The 17,804-nt window shown below is 33.2% G+C and carries 14 protein-coding genes; all 14 read right to left on the bottom strand.

Annotated elements, in window-relative coordinates:
* Window positions 1-12: 12 nt before the first annotated feature.
* The 14 genes from BMZ74_RS04610 to BMZ74_RS04545 all read right to left on the bottom strand — a co-directional run bounded on the left by BMZ74_RS04610 (window position 13) and on the right by BMZ74_RS04545 (window position 17,772).
* Window positions 13-1,308 (bottom strand): ABC transporter substrate-binding protein, encoded by a 1,296-nt coding sequence (locus BMZ74_RS04610; RefSeq protein ID WP_089860446.1) that lies wholly within the window; start codon window positions 1,306-1,308, stop codon window positions 13-15.
* A 50-nt stretch (window positions 1,309-1,358) separates the two neighbouring features.
* On the bottom strand, window positions 1,359-2,417 hold the full coding sequence (locus tag BMZ74_RS04605; RefSeq protein WP_089860443.1) for a LacI family DNA-binding transcriptional regulator: 1,059 nt from the start codon (window positions 2,415-2,417) through the stop codon (window positions 1,359-1,361).
* 311 nt (window positions 2,418-2,728) lie between these two features.
* Complete coding sequence (locus BMZ74_RS04600; RefSeq protein ID WP_089860440.1) at window positions 2,729-4,309, bottom strand: ABC transporter substrate-binding protein; 1,581 nt, start codon at window positions 4,307-4,309, stop codon at window positions 2,729-2,731.
* A gap of 120 nt (window positions 4,310-4,429) precedes the next feature.
* The gene (locus BMZ74_RS04595; protein WP_089860437.1) at window positions 4,430-5,407 is read right to left on the bottom strand and encodes an ABC transporter ATP-binding protein; all 978 of its coding nucleotides are present in this window, start codon (window positions 5,405-5,407) and stop codon (window positions 4,430-4,432) included.
* The gene (locus BMZ74_RS04590; protein ID WP_089860434.1) at window positions 5,407-6,438 is read right to left on the bottom strand and encodes an ABC transporter ATP-binding protein; all 1,032 of its coding nucleotides are present in this window, start codon (window positions 6,436-6,438) and stop codon (window positions 5,407-5,409) included. The genes BMZ74_RS04595 and BMZ74_RS04590 overlap by 1 nt, the downstream gene beginning before the upstream one ends.
* 38 nt (window positions 6,439-6,476) lie before the next feature.
* A complete protein-coding gene (locus tag BMZ74_RS04585) occupies window positions 6,477-7,352 on the bottom strand; it encodes an ABC transporter permease (protein ID WP_089860431.1) in 876 nt (291 codons plus the stop codon).
* 7 nt (window positions 7,353-7,359) lie between these two features.
* Window positions 7,360-8,394, bottom strand: coding sequence for an ABC transporter permease (locus tag BMZ74_RS04580; RefSeq protein WP_089860428.1), 1,035 nt, complete (start codon window positions 8,392-8,394; stop codon window positions 7,360-7,362).
* Window positions 8,395-8,502: 108 nt separating this feature from the next.
* Window positions 8,503-10,314 (bottom strand): ABC transporter substrate-binding protein, encoded by a 1,812-nt coding sequence (locus BMZ74_RS04575; RefSeq protein ID WP_089860425.1) that lies wholly within the window; start codon window positions 10,312-10,314, stop codon window positions 8,503-8,505.
* A 192-nt stretch (window positions 10,315-10,506) separates the two neighbouring features.
* A complete protein-coding gene (locus tag BMZ74_RS04570) occupies window positions 10,507-11,142 on the bottom strand; it encodes a lytic transglycosylase domain-containing protein (protein ID WP_245750816.1) in 636 nt (211 codons plus the stop codon).
* 22 nt (window positions 11,143-11,164) lie between these two features.
* Window positions 11,165-12,145 carry a dephospho-CoA kinase gene (gene coaE / locus BMZ74_RS04565; protein ID WP_089860422.1) on the bottom strand — a complete coding sequence of 327 codons (981 nt, stop codon included), beginning with the start codon at window positions 12,143-12,145 and terminating at the stop codon, window positions 11,165-11,167.
* Between the two features lie 17 nt (window positions 12,146-12,162).
* Window positions 12,163-12,993 (bottom strand): bifunctional DNA-formamidopyrimidine glycosylase/DNA-(apurinic or apyrimidinic site) lyase, encoded by an 831-nt coding sequence (mutM, locus tag BMZ74_RS04560; RefSeq protein WP_089860419.1) that lies wholly within the window; start codon window positions 12,991-12,993, stop codon window positions 12,163-12,165.
* 2 nt (window positions 12,994-12,995) lie between these two features.
* A complete protein-coding gene (polA, locus tag BMZ74_RS04555) occupies window positions 12,996-15,632 on the bottom strand; it encodes a DNA polymerase I (RefSeq protein WP_089860416.1) in 2,637 nt (878 codons plus the stop codon).
* A 62-nt stretch (window positions 15,633-15,694) separates the two neighbouring features.
* Window positions 15,695-17,077 carry a sensor histidine kinase gene (locus tag BMZ74_RS04550; protein WP_089860413.1) on the bottom strand — a complete coding sequence of 461 codons (1,383 nt, stop codon included), beginning with the start codon at window positions 17,075-17,077 and terminating at the stop codon, window positions 15,695-15,697.
* Between the two features lie 5 nt (window positions 17,078-17,082).
* The gene (locus BMZ74_RS04545) at window positions 17,083-17,772 is read right to left on the bottom strand and encodes a response regulator transcription factor (protein ID WP_089860410.1); all 690 of its coding nucleotides are present in this window, start codon (window positions 17,770-17,772) and stop codon (window positions 17,083-17,085) included.
* Window positions 17,773-17,804: the final 32 nt, after the last annotated feature.

The following is a 17,804-nucleotide window of genomic DNA, read 5'->3' as shown; positions in this document are numbered from 1 at the left end:
CTAATCCATCAACTAAGGTTGTCTTGGGTCACCAGATTCATATCCTAATAGATCCTGCAGATCAAGTTCCATATATTGAACAGCTGTTTCTGCATCACTTTCACCTGTTAAAACAGAGTGAACAGCCTGATAAAAAACTTCGGAAACCTGATTATATTTAGGAGCAGTAGGAGTAGATGGTCTAGCTACTGTATTTGTAAATACGTCATATAAATTACCCATAAATGGATAAGCATCTAAAATATCTTGATCATCATATAATGATTTAATTGTAGGATTAGAAGAGGTCATTAACGCACGTTTTTTCTGCATTCTTGGACCAGCTAAAAACAAGGCGAAATCTGCTGCTACTTGAGGATGTTCACTATATTTACTAACTGCTAGATTCCAGCCACCAAGTGTTGCAGCAGAATGACCGCTATCACCAGCTGGTAAAGGAGCTACATCAAATTTACCCTTAATCTGACTAGTCTCTGAGTTACCAGTTGAATAGGCATAAGGCCAATTACGCATAAATAATGCGTTACCAGCTTCAAACATTTTCCGGGCATCTTCTTCTGCCATTCCAGTGACACCTGTCGGAGAAATATCGCCAATCCAGTCAGCTGCCATTTGAATTGCAGCAATAGCTTTTTCATTATTAATACTTACTTTTTTATCATTGTTTACAATTGCTCCTCCACCATTAGAGAAAACCCACTCTAATGCATCACAGGTAAGTCCTTCATAAGCATCTCCCTGCCATACATAACCATAAAAATCAGGATTTCCTGCTTCTCGCTCTTTTTCCATAATATATTTAGCAGTATCAGTTAATTCCTGCCATGTTTTAGGAACTTCACGATCATACTTTTCTAATAAATCTTTTCTATAATATAGAAGACCAGCATCAGTAAACCAGGGAAGAGCAACTAATTTTCCATCTACAGTATTATTCTGCACTATTTCCTGAAAATGTTGATCAGCCACTTCTTTTGCTCCGTATTTATTTAAATCTAGAAAATGATGAGCTAAATCGCCAGGCCAGATAACATCTACCTGATAAACATCAACTTTAGGACTTTCAGCTTCCAGAAACTGTAAATAAAGTCCTAATCTATCATTCGATAAATCTGGAGTAGTTAGTACATTTACCTTAACATCAGGATGCTCATCCATGTAAGTTTGAGCAGCTTCTTTAGCAAATTGAAGCTCTTTACCTACATTACCAGCAGCCAGAGTTATTTCTGCTTTATCCTGTGCTAAACCAGCTGTAGCAAAAGATAAAATAAAAACTAAAGATAAAAATAAAGCTAAATATTTCTTCATTATTAATTCTCCTCCTCAAAATTGTTTATTTATTTAAAGCAAAATCCCGGTTAATTATTGGTTACTAACACCTCCTTATTTTTGATTGATGCTAATTCTTTAGCACTGAGTTTATTTATACTTTCTCTAACCACAAGTTTATGTGGTATAAAGACTTTATTATCCTCAAGTTCTTCTTCTGCTATAATTTTATCCAGCAATTCAATACTTTTTAAACCTAATTGATAACCTGATTGTTCAATTGTCGTTAAAGTTGGCAGAGTATATTTACCGAGCTCAATTCCATCAAAACCAACTACTGCAATATCATCTGGAATTTGATAACCATTTTCTTTAAGATAGCGAATTGCACCAACTGCCATTTCATCATTAAAGGCAAAAATAGCTGTAATCTTAGGAAACTTACGCATAATTTTTTCTGCTGCTGAGTAACCACTTTCAAAAGTAAAATCACCTTCAATAAAACGTCCTGAATTATAAGGTAGCTGAGCAATTCGCAAAGCAAGCTTTACACCCCTTAGTCTTTCCTGACTAGCTAATAAATCAAGATCCGGCCCCTTAATAAAAGCAATTTCCTTATGACCTGCTCTAGTTAAATAATCAACTACATCATAGGCAGCAGCAACATTATCAACAGTTACACATGGTATTTCTGGATCACTAATATAGCCTGAAGCAAAAACAACTGGAATTTGATAATTTTTAACTATATTCAAAAGATCATTATAATAATTTGTAGTTATTAAGATTATTCCGTCAATTTTTTTTTGCTTCATAATATTAAGATAATTTTGTTCCTTTTCAAATTCTCCATCAGAGTCACCATAAATTAAGGCAAATCCCTTCTCTCTGGCTTCAGCTTCAATTCCTTTTAAAAGATTTGCCAGAAAAGGCCTTTCCATACCTGCTCCAATTACTCCAATAAGATTGCTGGTATTAGTTCGTAATATTCGAGCTGAATCATTAATTTGATAGTCCAATTTTTTAACTGCTTTTTTTACTTTATGAGCAGTTTCTTCTCTAACTAAAGAACTATCATTTAAAACTCGAGACACAGTACTTAATGAAACACCTGCTAATTTTGCTACATCTTTCATTGTAACATCCATAATACTCGCTCCCTGTTAATAATGAAATCCATTTCACTTATTTAATATATTCAATATCAGAAATAAATTTCCTGCAAATAAATAAAATTTTTTGATAATTAGCTGAATAATTAAGGTTTTTGATGTTTTATAGTGTTAAAAGTGGTTTTTCTTGATTAAAAACTCTTAAATAAATAAATTTACTCAAATTAAGCTTTTTTAGCTAATTTTCTGATATTTGTAAAATGAAAATAGGCTGCAAATAATGAAATGCATTTCATTATTCCAGCCTGCAGAAAAAGTAGTAGATTAAAGCTCTGCTTTTAATAAATTTATTGAATAAAATCAAGGCTAAGATATTTATATTGATTAGCTAAGAATCTATTTTTAAAAATTTGAGAATTACTTAATTCATTATTTGCGTAATAAGGATCTGCCTGCTGTAAAAAATAAATATTTAAATCATTATTAACTATTTTTAAAATCCTTTGGTAAGCCTGATCTCGTTTTGAAGCAGAATTTTCCAACTCCCGATAAGCAAGTAAATTAGTAAATCTATCTTGATTGAAATTTGACTGATTACTAAACTGATTAAAGTCAGCTAGCTGCTGTAAAAATAAATGTTTATTATTAAGTGAATAATTATATAAGTAAATATCACTTGTTTTAACTTGTTCAGCATAATTTAGCTGTTCTGGCCAACTGTTAGCTTTTATTACAAGTTTAATTCCAGCTTGCTGTAATTTACTCTGGATAAATTTTGCTATTTTAAAATTAAATGGATTATTATTAATTTTCATTATTAAACTTTTATTCTGTCGGGAAAGTTTAGTTAAAACTGGTTCAAATCTGGCAGGTTCCTGGCCAACATATAAATCAGCTGGTTTAATAAAAAATTGTTTAAAGTTATCTGATGTCAAATAATTTTTTAAATCTAAATCAGCAGTATTAATCTGAGTAAATAAATATTGAAAGGCCATTCTTAATTCAGAGAGTTCTGAGTTCGAAAAACTAGTTAAATTATTAAAAGTCAATACATAAGTATAAAGATAATTACCAGGTTTTTTTAATAATTGATAGCTTTCAGTATTAATCTGGCCTCCTGATTCAACTACTGCTGCTGATAACAAAATATTGGCTTGCTGATCAAATTCAGTCAGAGGCTTTTTTTTAGAAATAATTTTAAAGTTCAGTTCTTTAATTAAAGGTAATTGCTGCTGACCATTATGCTCCCAATAATTATCATTTTTTTTCAAACTAATCTTATTTTTAGTATTGCTAGCTAAATAAAATGGTCCGCTTCCAACCGGATAAAATAAAAAATCATCTTTTTTTACATCTTCTTTTGGTAAAACAACTGCTGCTGAATCTGCCAGATTATATAAAAAACTACTTTGCGATTTATTTAATTCTATTGCCAAATGATACTTATCAATGACTTTTATACCATCAATTTCAGAATTTATTCCGGAATGATATTCTTGGTATCCCTTAATTGGAGCAAGTAAAGTAGTAAAAGGAGATTTGTTTACTGGAGATGCCAGATACTCAAAAGACCATTTCCAATCTTGAGCAGTAATTTCTCTTCCCTTGTTGAAAGTTTTAATCCCATTTCTATATTCTTTCTGGAAATATATATCTGGTTTAAGCTCAAATTCCAAAAGCTTACCATCTAATTTTATCTGCCAACTTTTAGCAAGTTCTCCAACTAATTCACCAGCTGAATTATAGGTAAGCAGATTTTCAAAAATTTGTTCTGTTATTTGACGAGAAAATTTATCCTGTGCAAAAATAGGATTTAAATTATAAGCTTGTAATGGAAGAAATATTTGTAAATTTTCTGCTGCAAAACAATTAATACTAAATATTAAAATTAATAAAGTAAGAGTTAAAACAAATTTAATTTTTTTCATTTTAATTACTGTTAACTCCTCTCAGTTTAATTTTACAAATAGATAATTATTTATAGAAAAAACCCCTGTATTAATTTAAATTAATACAGGGTTAATGCCAATTATATTTATAGCCTGAATTTATTCTTTTTCCAGTAGATGACAGGCAGCGAAGTGGCCATCACCATACTCTTTAAATTCTGGCTCTTTAACCGGACATAGATCAAAAGCTTTTGGACATCTGGGATGGAAACGGCAGCCAGAGGGTGGATCAACTGGACTCGGCACATCTCCTTCTAAAACGATCCGATCTTTTTTCTTTTTTGGATCTGCTTCCGGAATTGCTGATAGTAAAGACTGGGTATAGGGATGTAGCGGATTATCATAGAGTTCTTTTTTATCTGTTAACTCAACTATTTTACCCAGATACATTACTGCTACCCGATCACTAATATGTTTAACTACACTTAAATCATGTGCTATAAAAAGATAGGTTAAACCATATTCCTGCTGTAAATCCTGCAGCAGATTAACTACCTGAGCCTGCACTGATACATCAAGGGCTGAAACTGGTTCATCTGCAATAATTAACTTAGGATCAACTGCTAATGCTCTGGCTACCCCTATTCTCTGTCTCTGTCCACCTGAGAATTCATGTGGATAACGGTTCATATATTCTGCTCCCAGACCAACATTTTCTAATATTTCTTCTACCTTTTGATTGCGTTCTTTTTTGTTTTTAGCTAATTTATGAATATCAATTGGTTCTCCTACTATATCTGCTACTGTCATACGGGGATTTAAAGAAGCATATGGATCCTGAAAAATTATCTGCATATCTCTTCTAATAGCACGCATCTCATTTTTATCAAGTTCCATAATATTTTTACCTTCAAAAACTACTTCTCCCTCAGTTGCTTCTAATAAACGCAGGATAGTTCTACCTGTTGTTGACTTACCACAGCCTGATTCTCCTACCAAACCAAGGGTTTCTCCCTGTTTTACAGCAAAAGAAATGTCATCTACTGCTTTAACATGAGCAACTGTCCTTTTAAATACTCCTGCTTTAACAGGAAAATATTTTTTTAAGTTTTTTACTTCTAATAAATTTTCTGCCATTATTCTTTTACCCCCTGGTCTGCATAGATTCTTTCTCCTCTGGCTTTGATATCTTCGAGATCTTTATATCTCCAGCAGCGTACTTTATGGCCTGCTTCTGCATCTATTAGTTCTGGTTCGTCTGTAAAACATTTACCCTCTGCCAGTGGACACCGGGTATTGAATTTACATCCTTCTGGAAAATTTAGTGGAGATGGTACACTACCTGGAATTGCTTCCAGACGTTCTACATCTTTATCTAGTTTTGGGATTGAATTCATTAATCCCCAGGTATAAGGATGTTTTGGATCTTCAAATAGAGAATCTACGTCTGTATATTCTACTACTTTACCAGCATACATTACTGCTACCCGATCTGATACTTCTGCAATTACTCCCAGGTCATGGGTAATCATCATAATTGCCATTCCATAGCTTTCTTTAAGTGAATTCATCAATTCTAAAATCTGAGCCTGAATTGTTACATCAAGCGCAGTTGTTGGTTCATCGGCTATTAGAAGTTGAGGATCACAGCTTAAGGCCATAGCTATCATAACCCGCTGTCTCATTCCACCAGAAAGCTGATGAGGGTATTCGTCTACTCTTTGTTCTGGCAGCGGTATTCCTACTTTCTGCAGCATTTCTATGGCTTGCTGACGTGCTTCTTTACGCTTAACTCCTTTATGCAGCATAATTGCTTCTATTATCTGATCTCCAACTGTATAAACAGGATTTAAGGAAGTCATTGGTTCCTGGAAGATCATCGAAATATCATTACCTCTAATTTTACGCATTTCTTTTTCGGACAATTTGGTTAAATCTTTACCCTGAAAGTTAATCACTCCTCCTTCAATTTTACCTGGAGGTGATTCTACCAGACGCATAATTGAAAGGGAAGTTACACTTTTTCCACAACCAGATTCTCCAACAATTCCCAATGTTTCACCAGGATAAATCTCGTAATCAACACCATCTACAGCCTTAACTACACCTTCTTCTGTATAAAAGTAAGTTTGTAAGTTCTTTACTTCTACTAATGCTTCTTTACTCAAAAATTCCACCTACCTTTTTGGCTTTTCATAAATATATATTAATTTAATTTAGGATCCAGAATGTCACGAAAGGCATCACCGATTAAATTCCAGGATAAACAAAATAAAGTTATTGCGATACCCGGAATTACAAGTGTATACCAGTAGTGAAGAGGATCACCTTCAATACCTAAAATCCAATTTCTGGCAAAAGAAATCATCTGTCCCCAGTCAGCATAACCTTCTGGAGCTCCTACTCCCAAGAAACTCAGGGTAGAAGCAGTGATAACCATCGACCCCATTCTCATTGAAGCTTGAATAACTACCGGAAAGATTGTGTTTAAAATAATATGGCGGAAAATAATCCGGAAATCATTAGCTCCTAAAGCAATCGCGGCCTGAACAAATTCATCTTCTTTAACTGATAGAACCTGTGATCTCATTAAACGAGCAGTACTCATCCAACTAAAGGTAATCAATGCAATCATTACATTAGTTATTCCCTGACCCAAAATTGTAACTAAAACAATTGTAGCAATAATAAACGGGATAGACATAAAAATATCAGTAATCCGCATTAAAAGTTCATCAATCCAGCCGCCATAATAAGCAGCAATTGTTCCTAAAATAATGCCAAAACTACTACTTATTCCTACAACTATTAACCCAATTCTAAAGGCAGTTCTTGTTCCCCACACTATGCCATAAAAAATATCATATTGACTTTCTGTTGTACCAAAAATATGCTCATTACTAGGAGCCTGTGGTTCAATAGTCCAACCAGCTCTAGGAATCATGTAAGGTTCATCAGCATCTCTAGGTGGTGCTATAAAAGGTGCAAAAACAGCCAGGATAACAAAGAACAATATTATTAAAATACCAAGTAATGATATTTTATTTTGAATTAATCTTTTTAAAACTTCTTGCCATTCCACTCAACCATCACTCCAATCTAATTCTGGGATCAATTACAGCATAAGAAACATCCACCAACAGATTAATTAAAATAAGTAGGAATCCGAAATATAATGCCCCACCAAGCACACCAGGATAATCAAGTTGTTGGGCAGCATTTGCCATAAATTGTCCTAAGCCTCTTATATTAAAAATACTTTCTACAATAACCAGACCACCTGCCAGCCCAAGTACCATTTGACCAGCAACTGTAACTACAGGAATTAAGGCATTTCTGACTGCATGTTTATAAACGACAATATTATCAGCCAAACCTTTTGCTCTTGCTGTCCGGATATAATCCTTACGCAAAGTTTCAAGCATATTGGAACGTGTTATTCTTAATATAAAAGCCCACCATAAGATAGAAATAGTGATTACTGGAGCAATTAAATGTCTAATCGCATCTAAAACAATTGAAAAATTAAGATTTAAAATTCCATCTAAAATATAAAGACCAGTATAATTTATAAAATCTGCTGAACGAACTATTTCTGTAGCCCAGTTTGAAAGTCTACCTGGCGGAAGCCAGCCTAAAACACCATAAAAAATCATTAAAACAAGTAACCCAAATACAAATGATGGGAATGACCAGCCAATCACAGCAAAAATCCTGATTGTATGATCAATTATCTTATTATGATGTACCGCCGAAATTACCCCGAGAACTACCCCACCCAGAATAACTGGAATTAAAGATAATAAGGCAAGTTCAATAGTGGCAGGAAATCTTTCTGCTATAGCCTTCGTTACTGGTGCACCGGCTGATTCTGACCAGCCAAAGTCACCTGTTAAAACTCCTCCTATCCAGCGTCCATACTGCTGATACCAGGGATCATCAAGTCCATATTTTGCAATTAGTAATTCTACATCATCTACCCCTTTTAGTTGAGCAGGATCAGTGATATAAGTACTTAACCTCTGGTAAGGTCCCAACATCATTATCATCGAAAAAATTAACAAACTGACTCCAAAGAGGATTACTGGAAGTATCAGTAAACGTCTTATAATATAAGCAATCATCCTCTAACTTCATCCTTTCCAACTTTTAATTATATAAACATAACATATCTGGAGGGCAAAATATCCCCCCAGATATTTATTAACTAATTATTATTTTTTAATAATAATTTATTTAGATAAGTCATAGAAATATTGACCTGGGTCTCTAATTGGATCATAGTACCATCCTTTAACCCAGTCTCTCATAATAACCTGAGCTGTTGGCTGATAGAGATATATGTCTGTAGCATTATCATAAGCCTGTTTTTGAATCTGACGGTAGATATCTTCCCGCTCAGCAGGATCAGTAGAAGAAATACCTTTCTCAATTAAAGGATCTACATTCTTTTGAGCAAACTTAGCATAATCTTCACCTTTAAAACCACCATAAGTTCCATCACTGCTTACAAAAGGAACTACAAAGTTATGAGGGTCAGCATAATCTGCACCCCAGGCAATAAATCCTAAAGTGAATTTATGAGCAATTAATTTATCTAGATAAGAAGCCCATTGAATACCACGTACATTAATTTTAAATTTAGGATTGATCTGTTCAACATAGTATTTAATCATATCGGCAGCACTTTTACGAACATCATTACCTGTATTATAAAGAATTGTAAGTTCAAATCCTTTATCCCATAATTCACCACCAAAAGCTTTTTCAAAGTGCTCTTTTGCTTTATCAAGATCAAAATTATAGGTCATAGAATCAGGTTGATAACCCATTAATGGTTCAGGAATTGGACCCTTGCCCTGTTGTCCATCACCTTCAAGAACATCATTAACAAAGGCATCATAGTTCATTGAATATAAAAAACCTTTTCTTACATCAATATCACTAAAGAAATTACCTGGAATTCCATTTCCATCAAGTTTGCCACTATGGACATCAGGATTTCCCTCTGTTACAATATTATAATTCATCAGGCCAACACCCATATAAATATTAGGCAGACCAGTAATTACTTTAACTCCATCCATATTTTCAACCTGGCTTAAATACTGTTTATCAACATAAACAATATCTGCATCTCCACGTTGTAACATTAATTTACGAGTTGACCATTCGTTAACTAATTTAATAATTACTTTTTTAATAGAAGCAGGTTCACGCCAGTAATTATCATTTCTACTCATAACAATTTCTTCTCCATTAACCCATTCTACCAATTGATAAGGTCCTGTACCATTCATAGTAGAGAATAATGGATCCTCTTCTTTAGTTGGATTAGTATATTTAGCTATAGAATCAGCTTGACCATCCCAACCTCCTTGAGCAATAGTCCACTCTTTATCTAGAATAGCTCCCAGACCATTACCTTTAACAATAATACTTAAAAATGGTGGATAAGCTTTTGGCAAATGAAAAATCACACTATTATCTGTAACTTCAATTGCTTTTTCTAAATAAGCATAAACTTCTTCAGACTCTGCAGCTGTTAAATCTTTAGGATTTTTTTCTTCTCCTAAAACTTCTTTAACAACTCCACCTAGAGAACCTTTTTGGAATAATGGTTCATAAATCATCCAGACTGGTCCACCATCACGATCCTGAATTAAAGCTCTTAAAAAACTATATTTAACATCTTCAGGAGTTAAAGGATTACCATTCTGAAAAGTAACTCCTTCCCTGATTGGAAATTCATAAGTAGTACCATTATCTCTGATTAAATTATTTTCTTTAGTTGGCACTTCAGTGGCCAGTAAAGGCAGAAAGGTATTAATATCACCTTTATCAAACATAATTAAATTTTCATAAACATTATCTACTACTTCTGCACTAGCTGTATCATATTGAAAATGGGGATCAAGACTGTTGATTGTTCCCATGTTAACTTCTACCATCGTATCAGGATTATTAACATCCTGAGCACCAGCTACTGAAAATAATGAAATTACTAAAAATAGTGTGAATAAAAAAACTAAACTTCTTTTCATACTCGAAATTCCCTCCTTGAATTGTTATTAAACTATTTACTAGCTACTTATATAATTACTTAAATCCTGAAATTTTGGATTAAGTTTACACCTCCCTACAAAAAGAAAAAATAACTTGCTATAAATTTACTTTACTATTATAAATTATATAATTATTCTTTTGAAAAATCAAGTTAAAGCTAATGTATACTGTTATTCATTACTAATTTTTTGAGTCCAAAAAGAATTCGCTGGACTTTCAGAAAACAAATTTGAATTAATAGAATTGAGTTTAAAATTATGGTAATAATCCCGAGTAGCCAGTACTCTTCTCACAAAATCATCTGTTTCGGCAAAAGGTAGCTCATTGGTTAGTTTACCATCCCAACCTGAGACGATCCATTTATTAACATTCCTTTCTCCAGCATTATAGGCTGCTAAAGTTTTAACTAAATTGAAATCAAATTTTTGTAAAAGATAAGAGAAATACCAACTACCAAACTTAATATTCTGTTCAGGATCTTTTAAATCAGATAGATTAAAAGTTTCTTGTGCCAAATTTTCTGCTACCCAATTAGCAGTTTCTGGCATTAACTGCATTAATCCTACAGCTCCCTTAGCAGAAATAGATTCATTATCAAACCTGCTTTCTACATAAATTAAAGCTGCCAGCAAATTATAATCAAGCTGATTTTGCTCTGCATATTTTTTAATTAAATTTTGATATTTAATCGGCTCAAAGTTACGTCGCAAAGTCCAAAAATCAAAATTATTATTTAGTAAAAGAACTAATAGAATAAAACAGCAGAATATAAGTATTTTATTAGAAAAGAATTTTTTCAAAAACAATCTCTTTCCCTCCTGGCAAGTTTTAGGCTTGATTCTTTTTAGCTAGTGAATGAATAATCATTTCAGCTGTAGACAAATTTGTAGCCAGGGGAATCTGGTGAACATCGCATAACCTTAACAGTGCACTAACATCAGGTTCATGGGGCTGAGCAGTCAACGGATCTCGCAGAAATATAACTCCATTTAATCTATCTTTTGCTATTTCAGCACCAATCATTTGATCTCCTCCAATCGGACCAGAGGCCATCCTCTCTACTTCTAAGCCAGTCTCATCAATTAAGCGCTGGCCAGTTGTTCCAGTAGCTATTAATCTCATTTTTGCTAAAATATTTTTATGTTTAAGGGCAAATTTAATCATATCTTCCTTTTTCTCATCATGAGCAATTAGTGCAATTCTAATCAACTTTTTGTCAACTCCTTTTAATATTCTCTGCCAGGCTTGATCTAACTCTGTCTTAAAACTATTTAGATCTTGATTGTTTTCAATAATCAAATCAGCTTTTTCTTCTTTAGCAGTAAGATCAAGCTGTGCAGAGATCCTTTGTTCTGCTTCTGCAACAGTATAACTATCTCTTTTTTGCATACGTTTAATCTGCTGGTCTTTATTACTGCTAATCAGCCATGTTTGATCACAAAATTTGTCCAGTCCTGTTTCAAAAAGCAGTGGAGCCATAAAAATTACTATTTCATCTTCATTTAAAAATTGAAAAGCTTGTTCTTTCATTTCATAAGTTATTAAAGGATGGAGAAGAGCTTCTAATTTTTTTCTTTTAGCTGGGTTACTAAACACAATTTCGCCTAATTTATTTCGATTAAGCTCACCATTATCCTGCAAAATGCTCTTGCCAAATTCTTTGACAATTAAACGCCATCCCTGCTTGTTAGCTGCTGTAATTTGATGTGATATCTGATCAGCATCAATTATCTTTGCGCCTTTATCTGCTAAATAAGCAGCTGCAGTTGACTTTCCAGAAGCAATTCCTCCAGTTAAGCCGATAATCATTTTTCATTCCCCCTTTTTTATTTCTGGCATTGAGGACAATAATAGGTAGAGCGTCCACTTATTTTTGTTTTTTCTATTATAGTTCCACATTTATAACATTCTTCACCTTCACGTTGATGTACCTGTAATTCTTCCTGAAAAGATCCTTTTTCTCCAAATGCGTTAACATAATCACTAAAAGAAGTTCCTCCATAAATAATTCCTTTTGCCAGAACTTCCCTCATATTAATATAAATTTTCTCCTTTTCTAATTCAGTTAAAGTATCGGCTGTTCGATCAGGTTTAATACCTGCCCGGAAAAGGATTTCATCAGCATATATATTACCAATTCCTGCTACAAATTTTTGATTTAAAAGCAGTGATTTCAAAACTCCCCGACGGCCTACAAATAATTTTTTGAAATCTTCCAGGCTCAGTTCCTGGTCAAGTGGTTCAGGCCCAAGTTTGGCTAATCCACCAGCTTGTTCAGGGTGATTTTTATCAATTAAATATACTCTACCAAATTTACGAATGTTATTAAATCTAATCTGCTGACCATCATTCAGACTAAAAATAAGATGAGTATGCTTATCACGAAATGCTTCAACTTCTTTAACCAATAGTTTACCAGTCATACGCAGATGAATAATCAATTGTTTTCCATTATTCAGCTCAATCATTATATATTTGCCTCTCCGCTTAACTGATTCAATTTGGGTAGCAATAATTCCCTGCTTAAACTTTTCTACATCCTTTTCAGGATAACCAATCATCATTGCCTCTCTTACTTCAACATCAGTAATTACTTTATCTGTTATTAGAGGTCTAAGACCTTTAATAACTGTTTCAACTTCTGGTAGTTCTGGCATTTTTATAGTTTCACCTCATAGTCTTTTTTATCCCGCCAATTTTCACCAATTTGTAAATCAACTACTAATGGAACATCAAGTTTAGCTGCTGATTCCATTTCTTTTTTTACAAGTTTAGCAACTTCAGCTAGATCTTGTTCAGCAACTTCAAAAACTAATTCATCATGTACCTGCAGTAAAATATTAACTTGATAATTTTGAACAGCTAAAGCATCATAAACTGCTAACATAGATTTTTTCATTATATCTGCGGCTGTTCCTTGAACAGGAGTATTGATTGCAGTTCTTTCAGCAAATGATCTTCTATGATAATTTTTGCTTTTTATTTCTGGAATATAGCGTCTTCTACCATAAAGCGTTTCAGCATAACCTTTTTCCTTTACACTAGCTATAGTATCACTCATATATTTTTTCACACCATTAAAACGCTCAAAATATTTATCAATATAAGCTTGTGCTTCTTCAACTGGAATATCTAGATCTTGACTAAGGCCATAGGAACTCATTCCATAGGCGATTCCAAAGTTAATTACCTTTGCATGACGTCTTAAATCTGCTGAAACATCTGCTGGCTTAACATCAAAAACTTCACTGGCTGTCTCAGTATGAATATCACGGCCTGTTTTAAATGCTTCTTTTAATTTATCATCTCCACTTAAATGAGCAAAGACCCGCAGCTCAATTTGTGAATAATCTACTGCTAACAGTACCATATCTTTGCGGGAAGGAATAAAAGCCTTTCTAATTTCTCGCCCTTCCTCAGTTCGAATAGGAATGTTCTGCAAATTAGGATCTGTACTGCTTAAACGACCTGTTGCAGTTACCATTTGGTTAAATGAAGTATGGATTTTAGCAGTTTTTTCATTAATTAAAGGTGGAAGGGAATCAATATAAGTAGATTTTAATTTTGCCAGTTCCCGATATTCAGAAATCAAAGGTATAATCGGATGTTTATCGGTTAATTTTTCTAAAACACTTGCATTAGTAGAATATCCTGTCTTGGTTTTTTTTATTACTGGCAGACCTAACTTTTCAAATAAGATCTCCCCCAACTGCTTAGGAGAGTTTAAATTAAATTCTTCATCAGCTAGCTGATGTGCTTCAGCAGTGATTATATCTAGTCTCTTACCAAGCTTTTCAGAAAGTTGGGCCAGCCAATTTTGATCAATCTTAACTCCATTGTATTCCATTTCAGCTAAAACTTTAATCAAAGGCAATTCAATTTCTTTATAAAGCTTAAACAACTTATCTGCTTTAAGATTTTCAGTTAAGCTATCTGCCAGCTTAAATAAATTAGCAGCTTCTGCAGCTAAAATTTTATCTGATGTAACTTCTTCAAAACTCAAATCCAGCTCATGACTAATAACATCTTCTAATTCAGGTAAAGAAGAAGAAGGCTGCAGGAGATAAAAAGCAAGTAATGGTTCAAATACAATATTATTTAGTTTAATGCCATGACAAAGCAAGGCCAGGGAAGCTTCTTTAGCTGCAATTACTAATTTTTCAGAATTACTATCTTCAAGTATATCTTTTATTATATCTGGCAGCTGATTTTGCTCTACTTGATAAGAAAAATTGGATTTATCTTCAAAAGCAAAAACCAACTCTTCTATTTTAGCTTCTCTGTTCCGACTGCCTGATTCCATTTTTAAAGCAAAAGCAAATCTTTTTTCTTTAGCTATTTTATCAGCTAAATCAGGCAGCTCAGCCTGATCTAATTCTTTAACTTCAACTGATTTCCCTGCAGAATCAAGCTGGTATTCAAATCTATCAAGTAATGATGTAAAACCCAACTCTTTAAAATAAGCTGCCACTTCATTATCATCATATTTATTAAGCTTACATTTCTCAAAATCAATTTCAATTGGAACATCACGTTTTATTTTGCCAAGTCGGTAACTCATCCGGGCCTGTTCAGAATACTTATGCAGATTTTCTTTTCTCTTTTTCCCGGAAACTTGGTCAATATTAGCTAAAATTTCTTCCATTGAATCAAACTGTTTTAAAAGTTTAAGAGCTGTTTTTTCTCCAATTCCTGGTACTCCTGGTATATTATCAGAGCTATCTCCCATTAGGCCTTTCATATCAATTAATTTTTCTGGGGGTAGCTGATATTTTTCTTTAACTTTAGCTAAATCATAAATAACCAGATCAGACAAACCTTTTCTGGTATACATTATATTTACATTTGGAGAAACTAACTGTAAAGCATCCCGATCTCCAGTTACTATATATACTTTATATCCCTGTTCAGCTGCCTGTTGAGAAAGAGTTCCTAAAAGATCATCTGCTTCATAACCAGCCTCTGAAACAATCGGAATTTTCAACTTTTTGATAGTCTGCTGTAATAATGGAATTTGAGGTACTAATTCTTCTGGCATTTTTTTGCGATTAGCTTTATAATCAGCAAATTCTTCATGCCTAAAAGTTGGAGCCTTTTTATCAAATGTAACAATCATTCTATCAGGCTGCCATTCGTCTGTTAAAGAAAATAACATCCTGATAAAGCCAAATACAGCATTGGTATATTCTCCCTGATCATTTGTTAAAAGTGGCAAAGCATAAAAAGCCCGGTGAGTAATACTATGGCCATCAAGTAAAAATAAAGTTTTTTTCTCCTCGTTTTCTTGCTTTGACAAAAGAAATCACTCCTATAATATAAGGTTATGCTAAGTTAATAATTACTAACTTAGTTAGTTAATTAACAATTTTTCAATGGTAATTTAATAATAAATTTTGTTCCATGCCCTGGCTCACTCTCTACTTCAATCTTACCTTGATAGCTATCAACAATCTGCCTGGCAATCGCCAATCCCAAGCCAGACCCTTCTTTTTTCCTTGTTCTTGATTTATCTGCCTGATAAAAGCGATCAAAAACATAGGGCAAGTCTGTTTCTTTGATTCCAGGACCTTCATCTGCAATACTGAAGTAGAAATAATCATTTTTCATTTTATCTAATTTGATTACTATACTACTACCCTGACTGGAAAATTTAACTGCATTATCCAGAAATATTCTCAACAGCTGTTTGAATAAATTTTTATCAGCCAGAAGTTTAATCTTAGCAGCAGCATCAAATTCAAACTCAATTTCAGAAGCTAATAGCTGAAATTCTTTAATTATTTCTGCAATTAACTCATTAAAACTAAATTCTTCTTCCTCTTTTTTTAATTCACTATCATCAGCCCGGGCCAGCAGCAATAAGTTTTCCATGAGATGCTTCATATTTTCGGCTTCAGCTTTAATAGCCTGAATTGCTTCATCACGTACTTCTTCTTTTTCCTTACCCCAGCGATCAAGCAAATCTACATACCCCTTAATTACAGAAAGAGGAGTACGTAACTCATGAGAAGCATCCGAAACAAATTGTTTCTGCTTTTTAAAAGATTGTTCCAGACGATCTAACATAGAATTAAAAGTTAAAGCAAGTTTTTTTATTTCATCATCAGGTCCACTAACACTTAGCCGTCTTCCTAAATCACTAGACCCAATCTCCCGGGCAGTCTCTGTTATCTTATTAATTGGAGACAGCATTCTTTTGGTTGTTAAATAACCTAATAAAACTGAAATCAAAGCACCAATTGCTGCTGCGACCATTAAAACAAGAATTAAAAAATCAAGAAAGTTTTTTTCAAAAGTTATATCTCGTACTACCTGCAAAAACCCTCTTGAAAATGCAAAATTTTTCAATTCAAAAGTTTTAACAGAAAGCATTCGATCACCGGATCTAAACTGTGTTATATCAGAACTAATTGGAATTTTCATTCCCTGCAGATAGCGGGATTGTGCTTTAGTATTACCTTCCCCATCCAACGCTCTAAAAAATATATTTTCTTCACTCCGGCTAATTTCCTGTAAAATATCAGCATCAAAATAGTCGATTGGATCTCCTAAAATACTTAATTGAGAAAGCACAAATTCAGATGTGTTATTAATACTTTTTTTAATATTTCCATCTATAAATAGCGAAAGAAAACAATAAATAGAAATATTAATAAAAAAAAGCAGCATCATAAACATCAGAGCATACATAATTGTGATTTTCCAGGAAATTTTACTTTTTTTACTAAAAAAATTAAACATTATTATCAGGCATCCTCAGTAGTCCGTAAAACATAACCTACTCCTCTAACTGTCTGAATTATTTTTTCTTCAAAAGGATCATCAATTTTGCTGCGTAAATATCTAATATAAACATCAACAATATTAGTTTCTCCTGTATAATCATAGCCCCAGACGTTATTTAGTAATTTATCTCTGCTAACTACAATTCCTTCATTCTGAATTAAATAAACTAATAAATCATACTCTTTTTTAGTCAATTCAATCTTTTCAGCTGCTCTTTTAACGAGATGTGCATCTAAATTAACTTCAACATCTGCAGTTTTTAGAACATTATCAGATTCAACTTTACCTTCTTCTCTGCGGAGAAGGGCCCTAATTCTGGCTAATAACTCCTCAATTTCAAATGGTTTGGTTAAATAATCATCTGCTCCTGTATCAAGCCCTTCAACTTTATCATCAAGTTCAGATTTTGCAGTCAACATAATAATAGGTAGATCAGAAAATTCTCTAACTCTCCGACAAACCTCTATTCCATCCATACCTGGTAACATTAGATCAAGCAGCAGCAAATCATAACTTTCATTTCTCAATAAATGAATCCCATCATATCCATTATCAAATTTTTTAACCTGATAGCCTTCATGCTCCAATTCTAATTCTACAAAACGTGCGATTTGAACATCATCTTCAATTATTAAAATTTTTTTTGCCATAAAATTCACCCCTACCATTATATCAAGTATTC

The organism is Halanaerobium salsuginis, from assembly GCF_900114545.1.
Lineage (GTDB): Bacteria > Bacillota > Halanaerobiia > Halanaerobiales > Halanaerobiaceae > Halanaerobium > Halanaerobium salsuginis.
Note: the sequence above shows the minus strand (reverse complement) of the source record. Positions and strands in the feature narration are given on the sequence as shown.